Origin of the sequence: Paenibacillus sp. FSL R7-277 (genome assembly GCF_000517965.1) — a bacterium.
GTDB lineage: Bacteria > Bacillota > Bacilli > Paenibacillales > Paenibacillaceae > Paenibacillus_AQ > Paenibacillus_AQ silagei.
Window position 1 is genome coordinate 69,617 of record NZ_ASPX01000009.1, and the last position, 20,560, is coordinate 90,176.

At 54.3% G+C, this 20,560-nt stretch carries 21 protein-coding genes and 1 pseudogene; 9 read left to right on the forward strand and 13 right to left on the reverse strand.

The window, feature by feature from the left end; translation table 11 throughout:
• Positions 1–7: 7 nt before the first annotated feature.
• Positions 8–478, reverse strand: coding sequence for a hypothetical protein (locus tag C173_RS04320; RefSeq protein ID WP_036722797.1), 471 nt, complete (start codon positions 476–478; stop codon positions 8–10).
• Positions 479–487: 9 nt separating this feature from the next.
• Positions 488–679: pseudogene (locus C173_RS35610) on the reverse strand (TetR/AcrR family transcriptional regulator); the annotation flags it as partial.
• 178 nt (positions 680–857) lie between these two features.
• Here C173_RS35610 and C173_RS04325 point away from each other — a divergent pair.
• Positions 858–1,892 (forward strand): C40 family peptidase, encoded by a 1,035-nt coding sequence (locus tag C173_RS04325; protein ID WP_036722798.1) that lies wholly within the window; start codon positions 858–860, stop codon positions 1,890–1,892.
• A gap of 65 nt (positions 1,893–1,957) precedes the next feature.
• Here the strand turns inward: C173_RS04325 and C173_RS04330 are convergent, their stop codons facing one another.
• Positions 1,958–2,299, reverse strand: a complete 342-nt coding sequence (locus C173_RS04330) for a zinc ribbon domain-containing protein YjdM (RefSeq protein WP_036722800.1) — start codon at positions 2,297–2,299, stop codon at positions 1,958–1,960.
• 135 nt (positions 2,300–2,434) lie between these two features.
• Between C173_RS04330 and C173_RS04335 the strand changes: the two genes are divergently transcribed.
• From C173_RS04335 to C173_RS04345, 3 genes are all read left to right on the forward strand, one after another.
• Positions 2,435–2,920 (forward strand): GNAT family N-acetyltransferase, encoded by a 486-nt coding sequence (locus tag C173_RS04335; protein WP_036722803.1) that lies wholly within the window; start codon positions 2,435–2,437, stop codon positions 2,918–2,920.
• Between the two features lie 72 nt (positions 2,921–2,992).
• Positions 2,993–3,961, forward strand: a complete 969-nt coding sequence (locus C173_RS04340) for a catalase family peroxidase (RefSeq protein ID WP_036722804.1) — start codon at positions 2,993–2,995, stop codon at positions 3,959–3,961.
• A gap of 128 nt (positions 3,962–4,089) precedes the next feature.
• Positions 4,090–4,977: a diacylglycerol/lipid kinase family protein gene (locus C173_RS04345; protein WP_036722805.1), complete on the forward strand. Its 888-nt coding sequence runs from the start codon at positions 4,090–4,092 to the stop codon at positions 4,975–4,977.
• A 63-nt stretch (positions 4,978–5,040) separates the two neighbouring features.
• Here C173_RS04345 and C173_RS04350 read toward each other — a convergent pair whose 3' ends face one another.
• The 3 genes from C173_RS04350 to C173_RS04365 form a co-directional block, all read right to left on the reverse strand.
• On the reverse strand, positions 5,041–5,916 hold the full coding sequence (locus C173_RS04350; RefSeq protein WP_036722806.1) for a phosphotransferase family protein: 876 nt from the start codon (positions 5,914–5,916) through the stop codon (positions 5,041–5,043).
• A gap of 314 nt (positions 5,917–6,230) precedes the next feature.
• Positions 6,231–6,713, reverse strand: coding sequence for a DinB family protein (locus C173_RS04360; RefSeq protein ID WP_036722810.1), 483 nt, complete (start codon positions 6,711–6,713; stop codon positions 6,231–6,233).
• 77 nt (positions 6,714–6,790) lie between these two features.
• Positions 6,791–7,336, reverse strand: a complete 546-nt coding sequence (locus C173_RS04365) for a hypothetical protein (RefSeq protein ID WP_036691837.1) — start codon at positions 7,334–7,336, stop codon at positions 6,791–6,793.
• Positions 7,337–7,454: 118 nt separating this feature from the next.
• Here C173_RS04365 and C173_RS04370 point away from each other — a divergent pair, with 118 nt between their 5' ends.
• Entirely contained in the window at positions 7,455–8,369 is a 915-nt protein-coding gene (locus tag C173_RS04370) for a phosphatidate cytidylyltransferase (protein ID WP_036722812.1), read from the forward strand.
• A gap of 74 nt (positions 8,370–8,443) precedes the next feature.
• Here the strand turns inward: C173_RS04370 and C173_RS04375 are convergent, their stop codons facing one another.
• From C173_RS04375 to C173_RS04385, 3 genes are read right to left on the reverse strand one after another with little or no spacing between them, the layout of a single operon-like run.
• On the reverse strand, positions 8,444–10,633 hold the full coding sequence (locus C173_RS04375) for a carbohydrate-binding domain-containing protein (RefSeq protein WP_036722813.1): 2,190 nt from the start codon (positions 10,631–10,633) through the stop codon (positions 8,444–8,446).
• A gap of 27 nt (positions 10,634–10,660) precedes the next feature.
• On the reverse strand, positions 10,661–11,344 hold the full coding sequence (locus tag C173_RS04380) for a DUF4956 domain-containing protein (RefSeq protein ID WP_036722815.1): 684 nt from the start codon (positions 11,342–11,344) through the stop codon (positions 10,661–10,663).
• A complete protein-coding gene (locus tag C173_RS04385; RefSeq protein ID WP_036722816.1) occupies positions 11,337–12,080 on the reverse strand; it encodes a polyphosphate polymerase domain-containing protein in 744 nt (247 codons plus the stop codon). Before C173_RS04385 ends, C173_RS04380 begins: the two co-directional genes overlap by 8 nt.
• 165 nt (positions 12,081–12,245) lie before the next feature.
• On the opposite strand from C173_RS04385, the gene C173_RS04390 reads away from it, so the two are divergent.
• Positions 12,246–12,923: a response regulator transcription factor gene (locus tag C173_RS04390; RefSeq protein WP_036722818.1), complete on the forward strand. Its 678-nt coding sequence runs from the start codon at positions 12,246–12,248 to the stop codon at positions 12,921–12,923.
• Positions 12,923–14,206 carry a sensor histidine kinase gene (locus C173_RS04395; protein ID WP_036722820.1) on the forward strand — a complete coding sequence of 428 codons (1,284 nt, stop codon included), beginning with the start codon at positions 12,923–12,925 and terminating at the stop codon, positions 14,204–14,206. Before C173_RS04390 ends, C173_RS04395 begins: the two co-directional genes overlap by 1 nt.
• A gap of 62 nt (positions 14,207–14,268) precedes the next feature.
• On the opposite strand, the gene C173_RS04400 is transcribed toward C173_RS04395, so the two are convergent.
• Together C173_RS04400 and C173_RS04405 are read right to left on the reverse strand one after the other, a co-directional pair.
• Entirely contained in the window at positions 14,269–14,487 is a 219-nt protein-coding gene (locus C173_RS04400; RefSeq protein ID WP_036722821.1) for a hypothetical protein, read from the reverse strand.
• A gap of 71 nt (positions 14,488–14,558) precedes the next feature.
• Complete coding sequence (locus C173_RS04405; RefSeq protein ID WP_036722822.1) at positions 14,559–15,824, reverse strand: YncE family protein; 1,266 nt, start codon at positions 15,822–15,824, stop codon at positions 14,559–14,561.
• 146 nt (positions 15,825–15,970) lie between these two features.
• On the opposite strand from C173_RS04405, the gene C173_RS04410 reads away from it, so the two are divergent.
• Positions 15,971–16,618, forward strand: a complete 648-nt coding sequence (locus C173_RS04410) for a Vat family streptogramin A O-acetyltransferase (RefSeq protein WP_036722824.1) — start codon at positions 15,971–15,973, stop codon at positions 16,616–16,618.
• A 69-nt stretch (positions 16,619–16,687) separates the two neighbouring features.
• Here the strand turns inward: C173_RS04410 and C173_RS04415 are convergent, their stop codons facing one another.
• The gene (locus C173_RS04415) at positions 16,688–17,755 is read right to left on the reverse strand and encodes a polysaccharide deacetylase family protein (RefSeq protein WP_036722825.1); all 1,068 of its coding nucleotides are present in this window, start codon (positions 17,753–17,755) and stop codon (positions 16,688–16,690) included.
• A gap of 339 nt (positions 17,756–18,094) precedes the next feature.
• Here C173_RS04415 and C173_RS04420 point away from each other — a divergent pair, with 339 nt between their 5' ends.
• Positions 18,095–19,750: a cellulase family glycosylhydrolase gene (locus tag C173_RS04420; protein ID WP_036722826.1), complete on the forward strand. Its 1,656-nt coding sequence runs from the start codon at positions 18,095–18,097 to the stop codon at positions 19,748–19,750.
• Between the two features lie 138 nt (positions 19,751–19,888).
• Here C173_RS04420 and C173_RS04425 read toward each other — a convergent pair whose 3' ends face one another.
• Positions 19,889–20,473 carry a TetR/AcrR family transcriptional regulator gene (locus C173_RS04425; RefSeq protein WP_036722827.1) on the reverse strand — a complete coding sequence of 195 codons (585 nt, stop codon included), beginning with the start codon at positions 20,471–20,473 and terminating at the stop codon, positions 19,889–19,891.
• Between the last annotated feature and the right edge of the window lie 87 nt (positions 20,474–20,560).

Here is a 20,560-nt window from a genome sequence, read left to right on the forward strand (position 1 = left end):
GCCGCCCTTACAGTAAAGACGGCTCCATGACGCCATGGATAATAAATTGCACAATCTGCTGTGTGGTCTGTTCTCTAATCTGCGGAGAGTCCGGGCTGCCGAACAAGTGCTCAAACCTTGAAGACGACTGCAGTGTCATAGCAATCACGTTCATGATCAGCATCGGAAAGAGCGCGGGGTCCAGATCCTGACGAAGGATACCGTTCCTCTGGGCGGCCATGGCAAGTTCATGCATCTGAGGATCATCTTCCGGACGGTAGGTAATCTGATTCCAGGTCTTCCAGCCCTCCGCAGCTTCCCAGAAGAGGATTCTCAGGTAACTCCGGTGCTCCAGCAGGAAGGAGACGGTCTGACGGGTCCAGTACTCCAAGAAAGTCTTGAATGCAGACGCGTCCTGTAGTACCTGCTCATCCTTCAGCAATTCGCTGATGAACGAGCCTGTGATCTGTTCGCCAGTCTGGTCCGCCCGCTTAACCACTTCCGTATATAGCCCTAGCTTGTCGCCATAATACTGATAGATCAGGCTTTTGTTATACCCGGATGCTTTCGCAATGGCATCGATCCGTGCTGCGGAGTAACCGAATTCGGCAAAAATCTCCTCCGCTGCATCCAGAATAATCGCCCGGGTGCGGGCGGCGTCGTATATTTTGGTGCTGCGTTTGCCCCCTGTTGTGGTTATGGTTTCCGCCTCCTTATTTCTAACTAACTAGTTGGATTATAATCTGTATTCTGGCGGACGTCAAGCGCAACTCCTGCAGCCTTGTCTGATCCTCGTTACCAACAATTGGCACAAAACCAATTCACACCAATCGCGTCTAACTGGAGAGAGTTAAATCTATCCATAAGGTGATGAATCCATGACAACAAGAACGACTATGCTGCTGTCTCTGCTTGGACTGGCCCTGTTATTACCAGACCGCGTCCATGCAGATGCAGCCCCCTCACCCCAGCCCATCTCCATCTACCTGGACGGGCAGCAGCTCCAGCCGGAGACCCAGCCGCTGAACATCAGCGGGACTGTACTGGTTCCTATGCGTGGGCTGTTCGAAGCCCAAGGGGCCGAGCTCTCCTGGGACAATGCAAGCAAGACGGTAACTGCCGTCAAAAGCGGCACTGCACTCACCTATACCTTAGGCTCGTCCACAGCTCTGCTGAACGGGAAGACCGCCCAGCTGGCAGTACCGGGACAACTGTCGCAAGGCTACAGTATGATTCCTCTGCGCTTCGTTAGTGAAGCACTGGGCAGCCAAGTAACCTGGGAGCCGGCTTCGGGCTCCGTCCTTATCTCCTCGGCGTCCGCCTATGAGACCTCGGTTACCTGGGGGGTCAACCTGCGCAGCACCCCGGATGCCGGGAGCAGCGCCACTAGCCTGGGCCTGCTGCCCGCCGGAAGCAAGATTCATGTCATCCGTGAGGTTGATGCCCTCTGGCTGGAGGTGCGGACCGCAGATCATGTGAGAGGATATGTATCTTCCAAGCCGAAATTCACGGATTACAGAAGTCCTTCCCTGCTGCAGAAGCAAGGGGAAGCCCTGATTGCCTCAGGTAAAAAATACCTGAATACCCCTTATGAATTCGGCGCTTCTCCTGACCAGACAGATACGTTCGACTGTTCTTCTTTTGTGAAGCGTGTATTCGGGGATACGCTTGGGATTGAGCTTCCCCGCGTCTCTTACGATCAGGCACAGGAAGGCCGGAAGGTTGGCGTGGGCGAGCTGCGCACCGGAGATCTGCTGTTCTTCACCGCCAGGGGTCTCGACATCGGACATGTAGCCATCTATGCCGGAAATAACCGGATCCTGCATACCTACTCCAAGGAGCAGGGTGTACATATGGAGGATTTCAGCAGTAAGTGGAAGCAGCGGTTTGTTACCGCGCGGCGGATTCTATAGCGGGGAGAGTTGGCGGACCGGAACCTGCTGCCTGCCGGGCAGCGGACTTCCGGTCCTGCTTCATGCTATGCTTTGCGCACAAACTCCGATTTCAGCTTCATTGCGCCGAACCCGTCGATTTTGCAATCAATATCATGGTCGCCGTCCACCAGCCGGATGTTCTTCACCTTGGTGCCTATCTTCAGAACGGACGAGCTGCCTTTGACCTTGAGATCCTTAATCACCGTTACAGTGTCCCCGTCAGCCAATACATTTCCGTTAGCATCCTTAATAACCTTCTCTTCCTCGCCGCCTGCACTTCCAGCATCCAAAGACCATTCATGTCCGCATTCCGGGCAGACCAGAAGCGCTCCGTCCTCATAGGTGTACACAGAGCTGCACTGCGGGCAATTTGGCAATTCATTCATGATTTCATTTCTCCATTCCTGCTTAAGCATGTTTATAGGGATAAGTCTGTCTAAGTTTAACATATAACTTGATTAAACTCAGTCATTAAATTAATATCTAATTAGATAATTATTTAATAATAAGGTGGGATTATTATGATTCAGTTAGAAGCTGTTACCGACCCGCTGTCTCAGGAGAGTCTTGAGATACAAGCCTCCATCCTGAACTCACAGCCTGAATTCAATCTGATGGTGGAGCATAAGTCTTACCTCGAACCGCTGGAGCTGCAAGAAGAGAACCGTAAGAACCTCGCCATGGGTGAGAAAATGCTGTACATCAAGTTCCGTAATCGCGTCGCCGGCCTACTCACTTATCTCCCAGACTACGGCCCGGATCACTATCCCTGGATTGGTCTCCTGGTAATTCACCGGCAATATAGCCGGCAAGGGTTAGGGAATGCTGCTGTGCATGAACTGGAGAGAAAATTCCAGCAACAGGGTACACAAGCCGTCAGACTGGCTGTCCAGCTCGAGAATAAGGCCGGGGAGATGTTCTGGACTCTGAACGGATATGGCCGGATCAGAAGTGCTACCGATAACCATGGTAACCAGGTGGATGTCTACGAGAAGCGGTTTGAATGAGCGGTGGAAGTGGTAATAATTAGAAAATAGCTTGTATATGTTATAAATCATCGTGGAGGAGTGAATGAGGACATGAATGAATCGGAATCGGAGCACAGCAGCAGCCAGTCTGCCGCAGACACCAGGGAGCATCCAGCGCTTGCCGCCGAGGCAGTAGACGCTATCGAGAACCTGTCCGGTGTCCATCCCGGATACCGCCGCGCCCATGCGGCGGGAGTCTGCTGCCGCGGCTTCTTCCGGCCGAGCGGACTGGGGAAGGAGTTCACGGAGGCGGAGCACCTTCAGGAGCAGCAGGTGAATGCCATCATCCGCTTCTCGGGCAGCTCGACTGATCCGGCACTTGCGGACCTGCTATCCCCTGCCAAGGGGATGGCTGTCCAGTTCATCCTCCCGGATGGCGGGGTTACGAATCTGGTTGGAGTGACCGTACCTGTCTTTTTTGCGCGGACCCCGGAGTCCTTCATCGACATTATACAGATGGCCCACAGGCTGCGGACCGGGACACTCGGACCGATTGAGCTGATGAAGGAAATTGTCAGCCACTTCAGCGAGAGCAAAGAGGCTCTGCTCGCGGTGCGGCGGCTCAAGCCGCCTGCCAGCTACGCCGAATGTCATTACCACTGCATACATGCTTATGTGCTGGTGGATGCAGAAGGCAGGCAGCAGCCTGTCCGGTTCGAATGGGTTCCCGAAACGGGCGTGCGCACACTGACGCTGGAAGAGGCTGCGCAGCAGCCGGACCGCTATCTGGAGGATGAGCTGGAGCTGCGCTTCAAGGATGAGCCGGCTATCTTCCAACTGGTCGCTGTTCTTGGAGAGGAAGGCGATGCTACGGATGATCCTACCCGTGCCTGGCCGGAGGACCGCCGCAGAATCGATCTCGGGCGGCTGCATATTTCAGAGATCTACCCCGATCCGACATATCTGCTCATGGACCCTACGATCCTTACAACCGGTATGCTCCTCTCGGATGATCCGATTCTTAAGTTCCGCAGTGCGGCCTACGCCGAATCTTATGGGCGGCGGATTGAAGGAAGATAGCTGCTGCCTGCTGCGGCATATGTCGTTCAGCGCCAAAGGGACACTGCGCCCTTTGGCGCTTTTGATTCAAACGCTATACTTAGTTGGTTAATGGATATTAATCCGGTTACAAGAGAGAGGAGTGCAGTATGCAGCAGGCCATGATCATCATGAACCCGTCGTCCGGCAAGGCAGAGGCGCGGGATTATATTAGAGCAGCGGAAGAGGTGCTGCAAGGCGCAGGATATCAGGTTACCGTCCAGGAGACCGCAGGGGAAGGAGATGCAACCGCCTTCTGCCTCCAGGCCTGCGCCGAGTGCTATGATCTGGTGGTTGCCATTGGAGGAGACGGAACGCTCCACGAGACGATGAACGGCCTCACAGATCAGCAGCACCGCCCTACACTTGGCATTGTGCCAATGGGCACCGTCAATGATTTTGCCCGCGCGCTACAGATTCCGCTTGTCCCTGAAGAGGCCATTCAGAGCCTGGCTTCGCCCCGGACCCGAAGAGTCGATATGGGCCGGCTGAATGACCAGCTGTTCGTCAATGTGGTGGCCGCAGGCTCTCTGGCAGGCTCCCTCTCCTCGGTTAGCTCCGAAGACAAGAGCCGGCTCGGGTTCCTTGCTTATCTAAAAGAGGGCATTAAGGAGCTGGCCAGCAATACTGCACATACCCTGACGATTACTCACGACGGTGAGATCTGGGAAGGCTCCTCCCCGCTGTTCATTGCTGCACTGACGAATTCCGTGGGCGGCTTCGAGAAGCTTGCCCCCGCTGCCGCCGTAGATGACGGCCTGCTCCATTGCTTCATCGTCAAGGACCTGCACCTGCTGAATTCCGTTACGGTCAGCATCTCCCTGCTGCTCGGCAATCTGCGGAATCATAAGGATGTCATCTACTTTACAGCCAAGGAGGTCTCCGTCCGCTCCACCGAGCCGGTACAGACGAATGTGGACGGCGAGCAAGGTCCGCCGCTGCCGATCCGCTTAAGCACCATTCCGCGCCACATTCAGGTCGTGGTGCCGGAGGACTGAGCAGCTCGGGCGCCTCAGGTGCTCCAGGCTACAGAATACAGTCATCCGGGAGAAGCCTCTTCCTTAGCTGATTCCGTGCAGCTCTGCGAAGTCCTCACCGAGTGTCCATTCCAGACGTCTGACCCATTCACGCTGCACCTCCTTGGGCGCGATCTGCAGGCGGTGCAGGATATTCCATACCCTGTACAGACTCGCCGCCTTCATCTGCTGCGGCGTGAAGGATAACGGGTTAACAGACAGATAGCCCTGCATGAAGGCAGTATTGAGCAGCACGGATTGTACGGGATAATGGTGCTTCGTGAACCAGCAGACCCAGGCTACATCATTCAGCGGGCTGCCCCATTCCGCCCATTCCCAGTCCAGCACATGCAGCAGATCATCGGCTTCACAGAGCAGATTATGTACTCCGTAATCGCCATGGGTCAGGACCCACGGAAGCTCCCCGGCCTCCGCCGCAGACAGAAAGTGAAGCGACTGTCTGCCGAGAGCGGCGGGAACGAATTCCAGCTTCTGAACCACCTGACTCAGTGCAGACCTGTTGCTGAGCCGGATCTCTGTCTCTTGCGGCTGATAAGGGCGGGAATGAATCTGGGCAGCCAGCAGCTGCCCCATTCTGCTGTAGATCCGCTCGGCTCTTGTCCAGTCCCTGGCATCCAGAACGGACTGGGCGTTCCCGCCCTGCATGCAGTCCATGATGATGATGCGCTTCCCGTCCATCTCTGTCACCTCATGCACCACCGGGGTATCACAGCTTCCCTGCACCAGCCGCATTACATGAACCTCATTGAGCGTATCTTTATTGGACAGATTTGTTATTTTGGCTACAAGCGGCGGCTCGGCCCCCGCCATCAGATAGGTTAGATTCGTATATCCCCCTGTCAGCCGTTCCAGCCGGCAGGCATATCTTGCTTCCAGACCTCTGATGATGTTCTCAATCATGATATGAATCCCTCTCTTTTCCCTTCAGTAGACCCTATGCCAAGTGGAAACGACTTTGCCATCCTTTTAGGGACGGCACCGTTTCAGCGAGAAATAGAAGGATAAGTTATCGTGTGCAACATATAAATCCTTATATTTCAAGAATATCACATGCTCCATTTCATTACAGATTAAGCTATTCTGCACAAGCAGATCTATGCTGCGGCCCTCACTGTACGTATGACAAAGAGACCGGCGGGAGAATCCCGGCCAGTCTGCTTGAGCCATGCCTCATAGCGGTCTCCTGCACAGCCAATGCCTGCCCTGGAAGGGGCTTATGCTTGTGGCCTGGCCGGGACGTACAGCTTGTGGATCAACACCATTTGACCTATATGATAGGCATTATGAGTTGCCGCATTGCTGATGATCTCCCACCATGCAGCCGGTACCGGGAACCCGTTCACCTGCTCCTCCAGCCCTTCCTCAGACAGCAGGCTCTGCCAGTTCAAGAGCGTCTGCAGCAGCCTTCCGCGCAGCTCACTAAACGCAATATCTGCCGGAAGACTGAAGCTGAGGTTATTATCCTTAACCGGAGGCACAGCGTCCATATGCCCCTTGCGGTACCGGCTCTGCCAGGCTTCATTCCAGTACAGCAAATGCTGGGTAAGCTCAGCTATGCTGCTGACTCCTTCACCGGGCTTCCAGAACGCTTCCTCCTCGGTCACGTTCTCCACAGCCTGCATATAGGGAAGATGCCAGCTGGGGTCGTTGGCCCCGGCCAGCAATTGATTGGCAAGCACATCCTTGGCATGAACCATTGCCTCACTCTCCTCTTCTTCGCATTCCGTTATATTTGAAGTGAAGCCCCCTTTCCCTACCGGGAACGAGGGCTTCTCTACTGGCTGGAGGGCTTGTATTCGCTCAGCTTGCCGTAATAGACCAGATGCAGCCGGTCGCTCTGCCGGAAGTCATCCGGGGTGACGAGCGCAGGCAGCTTGTTCCACAGCTTAATGCCGGAGCGCTCCAGAATCTCGGCAACGAACTGCGAACAGAAGTACGAGTTGCTGAACTCCACCGGCTCCTTCAGTGCAATGCCGATGACACCGAGGATGTTGTAGAGATACTTCTGGCGGCTGCGGATGAAGACCTGGAGCACCCGCTTCATTTTCTCAACCTCACGGTCCGTGACCTGAAGCTCGTAGATGACGCAGGTCGTCTCCGGGTATTTGCTGTAGGTGCCTGTGCGGATATCCTCCTTCACGAACCCGCCGTTCAGCGGATTGGCCGGATGCTTCCTTCCAAAGCTATATAGCTCTGAGAGCTCCCGGTTAAACGAGATCGACGCATGGTTATACGGCGCTTTGGTATAGCCCTGTATGAGCTTCGTAAACAGCGTTCCCGTATTGGTGAGCATGATGTACACCGATGGATCTGCTGACATTTACAATATTTCCCCTTATCAAGTCGGTTGTTTTGCTTCATAATAAGCTGGACGCTCTGTCTATTTTAGCATAAAATTCCTATATTGAAATGATACCCGAGACAAGTTGGTGATTGTATTGAACCGTTCTTTATTCACACTAGTTCTGATCTTTGCAGCTCTATCGGTGATCCATGTGCTGTATCTTGTAGTCAGCAAATTACAGAAGGACAAAGATTATACCGGAATAGGCTTCCGTATCCGAACCTGGTGGGGCATGCTGTTCATCTTCTGCCTGGCTACCCTGTCCAATTCTGTCGTGTCCCTGCTGTCCCTGATGGTCCTGAGCTTCTTCGCCCTCAAGGAATACTTCTCCATGATCCGCACCCGAAAAGCTGACCGCAGGCTGTTCCTCTGGGCTTATCTGTCCATTCCGCTGCAATTCTACTGGATCTACATCGAATGGTACGGGATGTTCATTATCTTCATTCCAGTCTATGTGTTCCTGCTGCTGCCGATTCCCCGGCTGATTAACAAGGGGACGCTCGGCTTCCTGCGCGGTGTCAGCGCGGTGCAGTGGGGACTGATGCTGATGGTCTTCGGGCTTAGCCATCTGGCCTATTTCCAGTTCGCCACGCCGGAATACGGCGCAGGGCTGGTTCTCTTCCTGGTGGTGCTGACCCAGCTCAATGATGCCGTGCATTATCTGGCCTCGCTCTATATCGGCAAGCACCGGATCGTCCCGACCGCGAATCCCCATCTGACCTGGGAGGGCTTCGTCTGCGCGTTCGCGGTGACAACAGCCGTCTCTTACCTGATCTATTCTCATCTTACACCGCTGAATCCGGCCTTTGGCTATCTCTCCGGTATGCTGATCAGTCTCAGCGGCTTCTTTGGCAGCCTGACAGTCTCCGTCCTGAAGCGGGATCTGCTGATCGGGGACGATGACAAATTCGCTGCCCTTAAGCAAAGCTATCTGAGCCGCGTAGACAGTCTTGCCTACACCGCACCGGTATTCTTCCATGTCATCCGCTACTATTTCGACTTCATGTAGCCGCTGATCACACTTATATTTGTACAAAAACAGAGACTATCCGCTAATGGATAGTCTCTGCTCTGCTGGACCGCTTAATTCGTGCTTGTACCTGCACTGTCTGGAGCTGTAGTGCCTGCATCGGCCGGCTTCGTGGTGCCCACATCGGCTGGCTTCGTAGTACCAGCGTCCGCAGGCGGCGTTCCTCCTGTTCCGCCCGGTTCGCCTCCGGCCCTGTTGCCTCTGCCGCCGCCGAAGCCTCCGCCTCCCGGCCCGCCCATCCCGCTTCCGCCTGTGGTTACACCCGATGCATTCACCCAGGTCACCGTACTGGTGATGTCAAAAGCAACGAATTTGCTGCCCCCGCTATACGTCCCGCCGGTATACAGTCCATCCGCAGCTGTTCCAGTTGAGCTGCCTCCGGTATAGACGGTATAAGAGCCGTCCGTAAGCTCTGGAGCGCTGACCACTACGGTCTGGAAGCTCTTCGCCGGAGCAAAGGTCAGAATGGCATTACCATCAGCGTCTTCCAGATGAACCATGGTTCCTGCCTGCTGAGTAGCTGCGAACTCCACGCTTACTGAATACTGGCCGGAGTCCTCTCCCGGAGCCTGTGCCATGCCGGAGGCGCCTGCGGCTACCAGGAATCCGCCTGTGATGTTGAAGACCCCGTCATAATCCAAGGCGCCGTTGCCCGAGTTCTCGGGGCCATTCACAATGACGGTGCCGCCGGTCATAGTTACCGAGCCGTTGGAGTCCAGACCATCGCCTGCGGCATCTACAATCAAGGTGCCGCCGCTGATGGTCAGCAGGTTGCTGCCGGTGCTGCTGAACGAATCCTGAGCCTGCGTTCCTGCTGCCGTATTAGTATCGTTACCTCCGGCCACATTGACGCCATCGTCTGTAGCTGTCACATGGATCTCACCGCCGGATATGGTGATGTCCGCCCCTTCTATCCCTTCATAGCTCCGCGTAATATTGACGGTGCCGCCCGATATCGAGACCAGAGCATCGGCGTGAATCCCGTCATCCCCTGTAGCGATCTGGAATTCCCCATCCGTTACAGAGAGGCTGCTGTTGCTGTGCAGCGCATCATCTGCGGCATCCACTGTGAAGCTTCCGCCATTCACCGTCAGGTCGCCGCCTGCCTTAATCCCTTTGGCGCTGACGGATTCTGTCTCCGCCGCTGCTGCGGTGCCACTCTCCGCTGCTTGGGGCTGGTCAGCCGCCGGCGCAGCATCCATCGCAGGCGGCGTACCCCCTTCTTCCCCGGGAGCAGGGAAGGCTCCACCCTCCGGACGCTGGCCGAAGCCGCCGCCCATTCCCGGCCCTCCCTGGTCGCCGGTCTTCACTTCGGCATTCACATAGCCGCCGCCAGTCACCAGTGTATACGTCCCGCCGTCGATGACAGCAGCGGTCTCCGCTTGAATCCCGTCATTACCGGCCGTAATGTCGAAGGTTCCGGCAGCAATAGCGATGAAGCCCTTGGCGGCATCCTTGTCATTCGTTGATTTGATGCCGTCGCCTTCTGCATGAATTGTAATACTACCGTCCTGTATAGCTACCAGATCCTTACCGACAATACCGTCATCTGCTGCCTGCACTTCGATGGTGCCGGACATGATTTTCAGATCATCCTTGCCGGTGATGCCGTCGTTATAGTTGCCGGTTACCGTCAGCTTGCCGGTGCCGTTAACCGTCAGGTCTGCTTTGCTGAAGACCGCCGCGCTTGGCTCATCCTCAGCCCCGTCTCCGAATACATAGGCGGCTCCATCCGTCACACTGTTATCCGTCCCTTCCTGCAAGGTGATGACCACTTTGCCGGCTTCCTTGATGTAGACCGGAGCATTATCGCTGTCCGTCAGATGAGCGCCATTCAGCACCAGCCTTACGGTCCCTTTGGCCTGCTCATCTACGATAATCTGGCCGTCACTCAGTGTGCCGCTAAGCACATAAGTGCCTGCTTCCGTAATGGTTACTGTGCCTTCTTGCGCTGTGGCGCCTGCACCGTCTACCACAGCAGCAGTGCCAGCCAGAGTTATAGCAGTCGAATCTGCTGCCGTCCAGGCGGTTACAGCATCCTCTTCCTCCCAAGTCACAAGATCCGCCGCCTTCACACTTGCCAGCTGCACAGCGGCAGAGGAACTGCTCTGCACAGCCGGAACTGATGTACCCGCGTTGTTACTTGTATCTGATGGCGTAGCAGCTTTTGCACTGCATGCCGACATGACTGCGGCGCATAGCAGCACCAGTCCTATTTTGCTAGCTGTTAATCTGTTCTTCATCAGTCATCATTCCCTTCCTGTAGCGGATTAGTATTCATTCATGACAGGTGCCATGGTTAGTGAGAGATCGAGGTTCCCGTTACGTGTGCGGATGGCATCCAGCAGCTCCTTCTGGCTCGTCTGCTCATCAATCGTTACTGCGTAGACCAGCTCATACAGGCTGCCCAGCTCCGTGGTTCTGATCTTCTTCAGCTCGTAGGCGACATTGAAGGTATTGAAGACCTCTGCGAAGGCCTCCTCATAGCCCAGATTCTCAGGGATCGTTACCTTCAGTGTCTTATGCATCGACTTCTTAAGTCCAAAGCCCGTACGGTTAAGCACAGCCATCAGAGCGCAGAGGATAAGGGTGAAAAAGACCGCGTAACCAAAGGCCCCTACCCCGCAGGCCAGCCCGGAGGCCATGGTGAACAGGACAAAAGTGATATCCTTCGGATCGCCGGGGGCGCTGCGGAACCGGATGATCGAGAAGGCGCCCGCCAGGCTGAAGGCCCGGGCCACATTGCTGCCGATAAGCAGGATGATGATCGCTACAATGACCGGCAGCAGAACCATGGTCAGTGTGAAGCTCTGCGAGTATCCTGCGGGGCTCGTCTTCATGTAGGTGAAGCTGATCAGCCCGCCGAGGATAATTGCGATGACGATGGTTAAGGCAGCATTCGTGAACGTTAGTTCCGAAGTAGACTCCGCTACGGCAAAAATCGAATCAAGCATATAGAACACTCTCTCTTTCTGATTGGCTGTTTCGCAGCATCTTTTTATATTCGTTGCCATATTTGGAGAAGCTGGTGCGGTACATCTGATGCTCCGACAGCATCCTGGCCAGCCAGACCGGTATGGTCTTCTCGGCCTTCACTTCCATCAGCCATTGCTCCGGCTCCAGCAGCTCCTCGCCATAGACGCCGTGCTCCATCTTCAGATCATACCGGCGGCAGCGGATGTTGGTGTCGAAGGTGATGCGCAGGTCCCTGTTATTTTTACAGAACATGGCTTTACGGTCATAGGACAAATACAGCTTCGGCTCCAGCTCATAGCGGGTCAGCAAGTACTTGATCTCCCCGATCACCTGCTTGTTCATATAGCTCTCGAATTCAGGCTCTCTGCCGCTCTCGATGAACGCATAGGCCTCTTTCAGCGTCAGTGAGGTTCTCCTCTTGTTGACCAGACCCAGCACCTTCTTCTTGATCTCCAGATAGACTCTGGTGTCGCCTTCAGGAATGCCGTAGGCTCTGATGCGGAGCTTCTCCTTGTATTTCGGCTTCGCCAGGCTGCTGCGGATCAGTGAGTTCTGAGGGGTGTCGTAGTACAGATTGGTGATAGAATAAAATTCGTGCTGCTTGTTGTAAGCATCGGGCTCCATATATTCCAGCAGTTCGTAATAGAGCTTCAGATAAGATTCGTGGTCGAACAGATACTTGTTCTCGTAGCGGTTGAAGACCTCGATCGCCATAGGGTTCAGATCCTTTCGGGTGAGTATTGGGTGCGCTTGCTTATGAATGTATCTTAGCCCCCGAACCTTTAATGAATCTTAAATGGATTAAGGTTGATTAAAGGTACCCTTGATATAATGTCACCAGCAGCAAGTACATTACTTAGGAAGAGGATGAGCCATCCCATGAGAATATTAATTGTAGAAGACGAGGTCCATCTGGCGGAGGCCCTAACCCAAATCCTCAAAAAACACAATTATTCGGTAGACGCGGTGCATGACGGCAGAGCCGGTCTCGATTATGCGCAGAGCGGGATCTATGACCTGCTGCTGCTGGATATTATGATGCCGGAGCTGGATGGAATCAGCGTGCTGAAGGAGCTGCGCAGGGACGGAGTCTCCACACCGGTCATTATGCTTACCGCAAAAGGGGAGATCACCGATATGGTGACCGGACTCGATCATGGTGCAGACGATTATATCGCCAAGCCGTTCGCTTCGGAGGAGCTGCTGGCCCGTATCCGGGCTGCGCTGCGGCGTAAGGGCGAGGTGATTCCTGACGATGCCCTGAAGTTCGGGGATCTGGAGCTGAATACCGCCAACCCGAAGCTGACGGTGAAGGGCCGGGAGATGAAGCTAAATCTCAAGGAGACGGAGCTGCTGGAGCTGCTGATCCTAAGGAAGCAGGCGGTCACCTCGAAGGAGCAGATCATTGAGAAGCTGTGGGGGTTCGATTCTGATGCGGAGCATAACAACGTGGAGGTCTATATTTCTTTTTTGCGTAAAAAGCTGGCCTTCCTGAACTCGGAAGTGCGCATCAGCACGATTAGGGGCGTAGGGTACGTGCTGGAGGGGAGTGCCTGATGTTCAATAAACTCCGAACCCGGTTCCTGATTGTCAATCTGGTCACCATCTCCATCATCATGCTGGTGGCCTTCGCCGCCATCTACATCTTCACGTACCGCAATGTGCAGGGAGACATCTATATGGCGCTCCACCGGATTGCGGACATGCAGCAGCGGGGTCCGGGAGATGGACAAAGTCCGCCTGGGGCAGGAGGCGGCGGGGGCAGAGGGACAATGCCCATGGATCAGGGGCCGATCGACCCTTACCAGCCGGAGCGCTCCGTCTCGTTCATGGTGCAGACCGATGCCAGCGGCACGATGACCGGCAAAGAATCGAAGTTCACGATGGACGATGACCTCTATAGCGCCGCGTTGAAGGAGGCTCTTAGCCTGGGCAAGGACACCGGCCGGTTCACGATGGACGGCAGCCGCTGGATCTTCATGGTCAAGCCGGCAAGCAGCGGGAAGCAGTTTGTCTTCATGGACATCACGGCCCAGCAGCAGATCCTGACAAACCTGATCTATACCTTCGCGGCTGTCGGCCTGCTGACGCTGGTCATCCTCTACTTCACCAGCCGCTACTTTGCGGGGCGCTCGATTGCGCCGGTGCGGGAGGCTTTTGACAAGCAGAAGCAGTTCATTGCCGACGCCTCCCATGAGCTGAAGACGCCGCTGACGATTATTAACACCAACGCGGATGTGCTGCTGGCGAACAGTGAGGATACGATCCGCAATCAGGCAAAATGGCTGCAGTATATCAAGTCCGAAACCGAGCGGATGACCCGGCTGGTAGCCGATTTGCTGTACCTGACGGAGATGGATGACGCCCGGACCAGGAAGCTCCACAGCAGGTTCAACATGAGCGAAGCGGTAGAGAATATTATTCTGACCATGGAGGCCGTTCTCTTCGAGAAGAATATCTCCTTCGACTATGACATCCAACCGGAGCTTACCGTGCCGGGCAACCCCGAGCAGATTAAGCAGGTGGTAATGATTCTGCTGGATAACGCTGTGAAATATACGAATCCTAAGGGCGCTGTCCATATCTCCCTTCATAAGCAGAACAGCGATGTCCTTCTCTCCGTCTCGAATACAGGGGAAGGCATCGCTGCGGAGCATCTGGCGCGGATTTTTGACCGCTTTTACCGTACGGATACCTCAAGAGCACGCAAGCAGGGCGGCTACGGGCTGGGTCTGGCTATCGCTAGGTCCATTGTGGACCAGCATCAAGGAAGGATTTACGTAAAAAGTGTGGTTGGAGCGTCCACGACGTTCTATGTACAACTGCCCAGAATGGCGTAAAGTCTATAATTCCATAAACCAGCCACTTCCTTACGGGAAGCGTGCTGATTTATGGACTATCCTTAAAGGTAGGGGTTCCTTGTTAACCCCGCTGCCGGCATTGTGCACTCTTCTGCCTCCGCCCCGCTGGTGCGGGCCGGGTCTTCAACGGCACTGTCGTCTGTCTTCAGCAGTACCATCATGAATTCGCCGATCCCGGGAACGTAGATCCGGGATACAGAATTCTCCTGGTCCATGCCCGACAGCTGTATCATGATATCTTCGGCTGATGTTATTTCCATCCTATGAGTCACCTCGCTCGTTAAGATAATGGCCTCAATTGGCATGAGACTGAATTCCTGTTCCTGGCTTCCTACGGATTGACGCCCACGGAGAAAGGACGCGCGCCGACCGGTATGACACTAATCACAGCCTGGGTGACCCCATCAATGACCGATACCGTATTATCATCCTGATTGGTAATATAGATGCGGTTCGTCAAGGGATTAGCGCCCGCGCCGTTGGGATTATTTCCGACCGGGATGGTAGTAATCACCGTATTCGTTAATCCGCCAATCACCGATACATTGTCGCTATCCCGGTTGGGCACATAGATCGCATTGGTAGATACGTTCACTCCCGGCTCAGCCGGAGTCGTGCCGACAGGCACGTTGGTGATCACCGTATTGGTCGCACCATCTATGACGGATACGGTGTTGCTGGTGAAGTTCGAGACATAAATCCGGTTCGTCAAGGGATCAACAGCCAAACGGAACGGGTTCACCTGCACGGGGATCTGGGTAATAACCGTATTTGTAGCCCCATCAATGACGGTAACAATATCCGAGTTGAATTCAGCTACATAAATAGTATTGGTTAAGGAATTCACACCGATCCCCGTTGGAAAAGGAGAACCGCCGGCGGGAATAATGGTAGTCACCACAGTGTTGGTTAATCCGTCAATGACAGTGACCGTATTATCATTAAAATTCGCAACATAGATGGCATTGGTAGCGGTATTGACCGCGACTCCGCCCGCTCCGTCCCCGGCAGGAACGGTGGCCAGCACCGTATTGGTTAACCCGTCGATAACGGATACGTTGTCACTGTTCAAGTTAGCGACATAAATGCGGTTGGTTAACGGGTTCACGGCAATTCCAGCAGGATTCACCCCTACAGGGATGACTGCGATCACTGCACCTGTAGCACCGTTGATCACAGAAACATCATTGCTGTTGAAATTGGCAACATAGATACGGTTGACGGAGCCTGTGACTCCCCCCTCTTCAGCACCCAGCAGCTCAGCTGAGACAAGACGGTGGGCGGTAACCAGCCGCCCGGCTGAATCCTTGCCCCACACAGAGACTTCCGTCTGCAATTCAGCAAGACCCCCCGTTGTAAAGACAAACTCATAGGCATTCAGATTGGCAAAGTAATTCCTTGTGATCACCTCGTCCGGGGAAACCGTAATAAGCTCGCTTACGTACAGCGTTCTGGTGAGGGTCAAGTTGTACCCTTGGATCAGAATCGCAGACGGATTCACCGCATCCCGGTTATCAATCTTGACCGTCACCTGTACCGTAGGCCTTACACCGTTCACTGCATTATTCTCAATAGGCCCTGTTGATAGAATAGCCATTCCAGCCAAGCCTCCCTAGATAAGAGATTTGCAAACTACCAGTCTCTCATAATATATGTAAGAACTGTAGCGCCGCTTGGACTATACTATAGCTAGATTCAAATTATGGCTCGGCTCCCCATTCATGTGAGAAAGGTGTGATCCTATTGCATGCTACAGGACCAAATCCCAATGACATCCATCCGAATCCACAGATCAAGCAAGTCCGTTTCATCAAAAATACGCTGACCCGCTCCAACATCATCGCCGGAGACTTCTCCTACTATGATGATCCTGACGAGTCGGTATCCTTCGAGAGCCGTGTTACCCATCACTATGAGTTCATCGGGGACAAGCTGATGATCGGCAAGTTCTGCGCCATCGCCCGCGGCACCGAATTCATTATGAACGGCGCCAACCACCGGATGGGCTCCGTGACCACCTACCCCTTCAACATTATGGGCGGCGGCTGGGAGCAGGCCACTCCTGCACTTGCCGACCTGCCCTACAAAGGCGATACTATCATCGGCAACGATGTCTGGATCGGCCAGAATGCCACCATTATGCCTGGTGTGACCATTGGCGACGGGGCAATTATCGCCGCTAATGCCACCGTCACCAAGGATGTTCCCGCATACCATATTGCCGGAGGAAACCCGGCCCGGATGTTGCGGCAGCGCTTCGATGACGAAGTCATCGCCCTGCTGCTGGAGCTGAAGTGGTGGGACTGGAGTCCCGAGAAGATTAGCGCCCATCTGGAGACGCTATGCAGCAGTGATCTGGAGCTGATCCGGGCTCTTGCAGGCCGAGACTGAAACGAAAATAAGGGGTGCCCCGTCAGCTATGTACTAGCTGGCTGGGGCACCCCCTTCAATATTGTTGCTTTAATTGATTTCCAGATAATCAATATAAGCATCCCAAGTCCCGTCATCGGCGGTAACCACCAGCTCAATCACCTGATTGCCGGTTCCATGGCTGACATTGCTGATCGTATAGACCGCAGGACTGCTTCCGCCGTAGTAGAAGGTCCCCTTCGTCACCCCGCCGATCTTGAGGTCCACCCTGGCCATATTGGCGTTATTGGAGGCCCCGCGCAGGGAGAAATTATGGGTGCCGCTGGTGAAATTCTGGGTGTACTTCACGGAATCATTGTTTGCATACAGAGCGACTCCGGTGAACGGGGAACTGATATTCGAGGTGTATTGACCGGCCTTGGTCATGCTCTCCGCCTCTACCTTCGTTGGAGCGGGACCAGGACCATTGCCGCCGTCAGGCGCAACCGCCCTGCCCGTGCTTGGCGAGATCATGCCTGAGCATAGGCCGCGGTTCTTGAGATTCTGTGCAATCTGCGGTACTGCCTGGAGTGTGGTCTGGTATTGGTCATGCATCAGGATGACATCCCCATTCTTCATCGTGCCCACAGCGGCCACGATCTGGGCGGTTCCCGCTCCGTTCCAGTCTTGGGAGTCCACGTTCCAGAGTACTTCGGTAAGGCCGTTCTGGGCCTCAATGGACTTAAGAGTGGCGTTGGTCGCCCCGTATGGCGGACGGAACAGCTTCGGGGCAGACCCTGTAATGGATTGCAGCGTCTGCTGGGTGTTCGTAATCTCCGATGTAATCTGGGAGGTGCCCACCTGGGTCAGATTCGCATGCGACCAGGAATGGTTGCCGATCCACATCCCTGCGTTCTTCTGGGCGAGTACGAGCGAAGGATTGTTCTGCGCATTCTGCCCGACATTGAAGAACGTGGCGCGCAGGCCATTCTGCTGCAAGGCATTCAGCAGGTTCGTCGTGTTGCTTGGATTCGGCCCGTCATCATACGTTAGAGCTACATAGCCGGCCGTGCAATCGGCGGCGAACACCTTCTCCCCGCCCGCTGCAAGTGACCCCATAAATAAAGACACGACAAGCGACCCGATAGCTGCCCATTGTATTGCTTTGCTTCTAAACATTCTTTTAATCTCCTCTCGAATGAAATAGTTTCCTGATAGGTTGTGTTATGAAGCTGGACTTTAAACCGTTAAGCCGTTACCTGTATGTATACGCTCCGTTGCTTCAAACGCTTACATTAGTAATTATAGCAATTTATCCCTTTTTAAGCTAGATGTGATTGTTGGAATTTGTGATCTTACTAGCGACTAAGGAGAGATACGGTGACGCCGGGAGTCCGCCCCTGTTTTATTCAAAAATTTTCCATAATTTAGACCCGTCCGGGATGAATAGGTTTTCATTTTACCCGTATGATATAAAGTTCGACTTTATCATGAATCATATTACGAGGAGGAAGATGAATGACCTTTGGTTTCAGGACACTGGGGACAATGCTTTTGGCTTTAACACTGCTTGCAGGTACAACCGCTATTGCCGGACAGCCGGTGAAGGCTGAGGGGGCAGCGAAGCTTTTTTATCACACCTCGGGCAGCCGGATTGTAGATTCGCAGGGGAACCCGGCCGTGTTCAACGGACTCAACTGGTTTGGCTTCGAGACGCCGAACTATTCCCCGCACGGATTATGGTCGCGTTCCATGGATGATGTGCTCGATCAGGTCCGCGCAGAAGGGTACAACTTGATTCGCCTGCCGTTCAGCAGTCAAATGTTCGATCCGGCTTCCCAGGCCAACAGCATTGATTATGCCAAAAACCCGGACCTGGCCGGTCTGACTCCCATCGAAATTATGGATACCTTAATCGAAAAAGCCGGCCAGCGCGGCATTCAAATCTTCCTGGACCGGCATCGTCCCGATTCCGGCGGGCAGTCGACGCTCTGGTATACCGCTGCATATCCTGAATCCCGCTGGATCAGTGACTGGGTGATGCTGGCTGCACGGTATGCGAATAATCCTACGGTGATCGGTGCCGACCTGCATAATGAGCCTCATGGCCCGGCAAGCTGGGGGACCGGTGATCTCAGCACAGACTGGCGGCTCGCGGCCCAGCGGGCTGGGAATGCCATCCTTGCGGTGAATCCGCACTGGCTGATCATCGTCGAAGGGATCGAGCAGAATGTGCAGGGTAACACCAGTAAGTACTGGTGGGGCGGCAACCTCACCGGGGTGCGAAATTATCCGGTAACGCTTACCGTGCCGAATCAAGTGGTGTATTCTCCGCATGATTACGGTCCCGGGGTGGCGGAGCAGCCGTGGTTCAGCGATCCGGCTTTTCCGGCGAACCTGCCTGCTATATGGGATCAGACCTGGGGTTATATCAGCAAAGAGAACATTGCCCCTCTAATCATGGGTGAATTCGGAGGCCGCAGCGTGGACACCCTCTCGGTTGAAGGGAAATGGCAGAATAAATTAGTCGATTACATCGGCACGAATGATCTCTACTGGACCTACTGGACACTGAATCCCAACAGCGGGGATACCGGCGGTCTGCTGCAGGATGACTGGGCAACCTGGAACCGGCCGAAGCAGCTCATGCTGAACCGGATTATGAAGACGGTCACCTTCCCTCCTATTGAACAACCTGGAGGCCCCGGGACAGGACCTGTAACCGCTACTCCGCTCTACCGCAGTGATGAGACCGGCAACAACGTGGGCTCCATCCGGGCAAGTCTCCAGCTGAAGAGCACTTCCACCGTCCCTGTCCCGCTCAGCCAATTCACGATCCGTTACTGGTTCACCCAGGACGGCAGCTCCGCACACACCATGGAGATTGACTACGCCGTCGTCGGCAAAAACAATATTCAGACCACCATCGTCCCGCTCGCGGTTCCGGTCCCGAACGCTGATGCCTACGCCGAAATCTCCTTCAAGGGCGGGGCTGGCAGCCTGGCAGCTTCCGGCTCGACCGGAGAGATCCAGTTCCGTATTCACAAGGATAACTATGCGAATTATAGCCAGGCCAACGATTACTCCTTCCGGCCGCTGCTGACCAGCTTCACGGCCAATGACCGGATCACTGTATACCATAATGGAACGCTGATCTATGGCGTAGAGCCGTAACCAAGCGGAAACGGCTACGAGGCTGTCCCAAAAGCAGGTTTTCTACGGCGGAAGACAGTTCTCTTCATTCTTAAAACCACAAAAAGTGAGCAGAGCAGCGATTCCCCCATTCGGAGGATCGCTGCTCTGCGTTTTTGGTCATTGGGGGCTCATGGGAAATCCGCCCGTGATCAGCGGCATTACCCGCTCCGCCAGTTCGGAGGAAGACTCTGATCTTCCCTCCAGATTCCAGCGGTAGGTTACGCCATATAAGGACCAGCTTAGCAGGGTAGCGGCAGTTGCAAGCGGCTTCGAATCTGTAGCCGCAGCTGATCCGGAGATCAGCTGCAGGATAAGTTTCTCGAGATGCAGCTTAATATTCTCCTCAAGCAAGAGAGCTACAGAATCATATCTTTTGAAACAGCGGTGGCTGTTTTCATGATAATTACATAATGCTACTATCAGCTCTTGAAGCGTTTTCTCAGTCAACGGTCCTTTTGCATCGACTTTATGGAGGACCATATTCGTAAAGGCATCTAACAAAAAGGCTTCGAACAGCGCATATTTATCCTGGAAATGTGCATAAAAGGTGGTCCTGTTAATCGTAGCTGCTTTGGTAATGTCGCCGACGGTTATCGAGTTGAAGTCCATGATATTCAATTGCCGGACGAAGGCATCCAGAATTAATTGACGGGTCCGAATCACCCGCGGGTCGTTCGGATTGGGGGGAAGTATGCCAGCCATCCAAGGAGCGCCCCTTTCAGAAGAGATTATAATCCTCTTAATTATAAACATGTGCTCTGTACACAACAAATAGGATCTGCCAATACG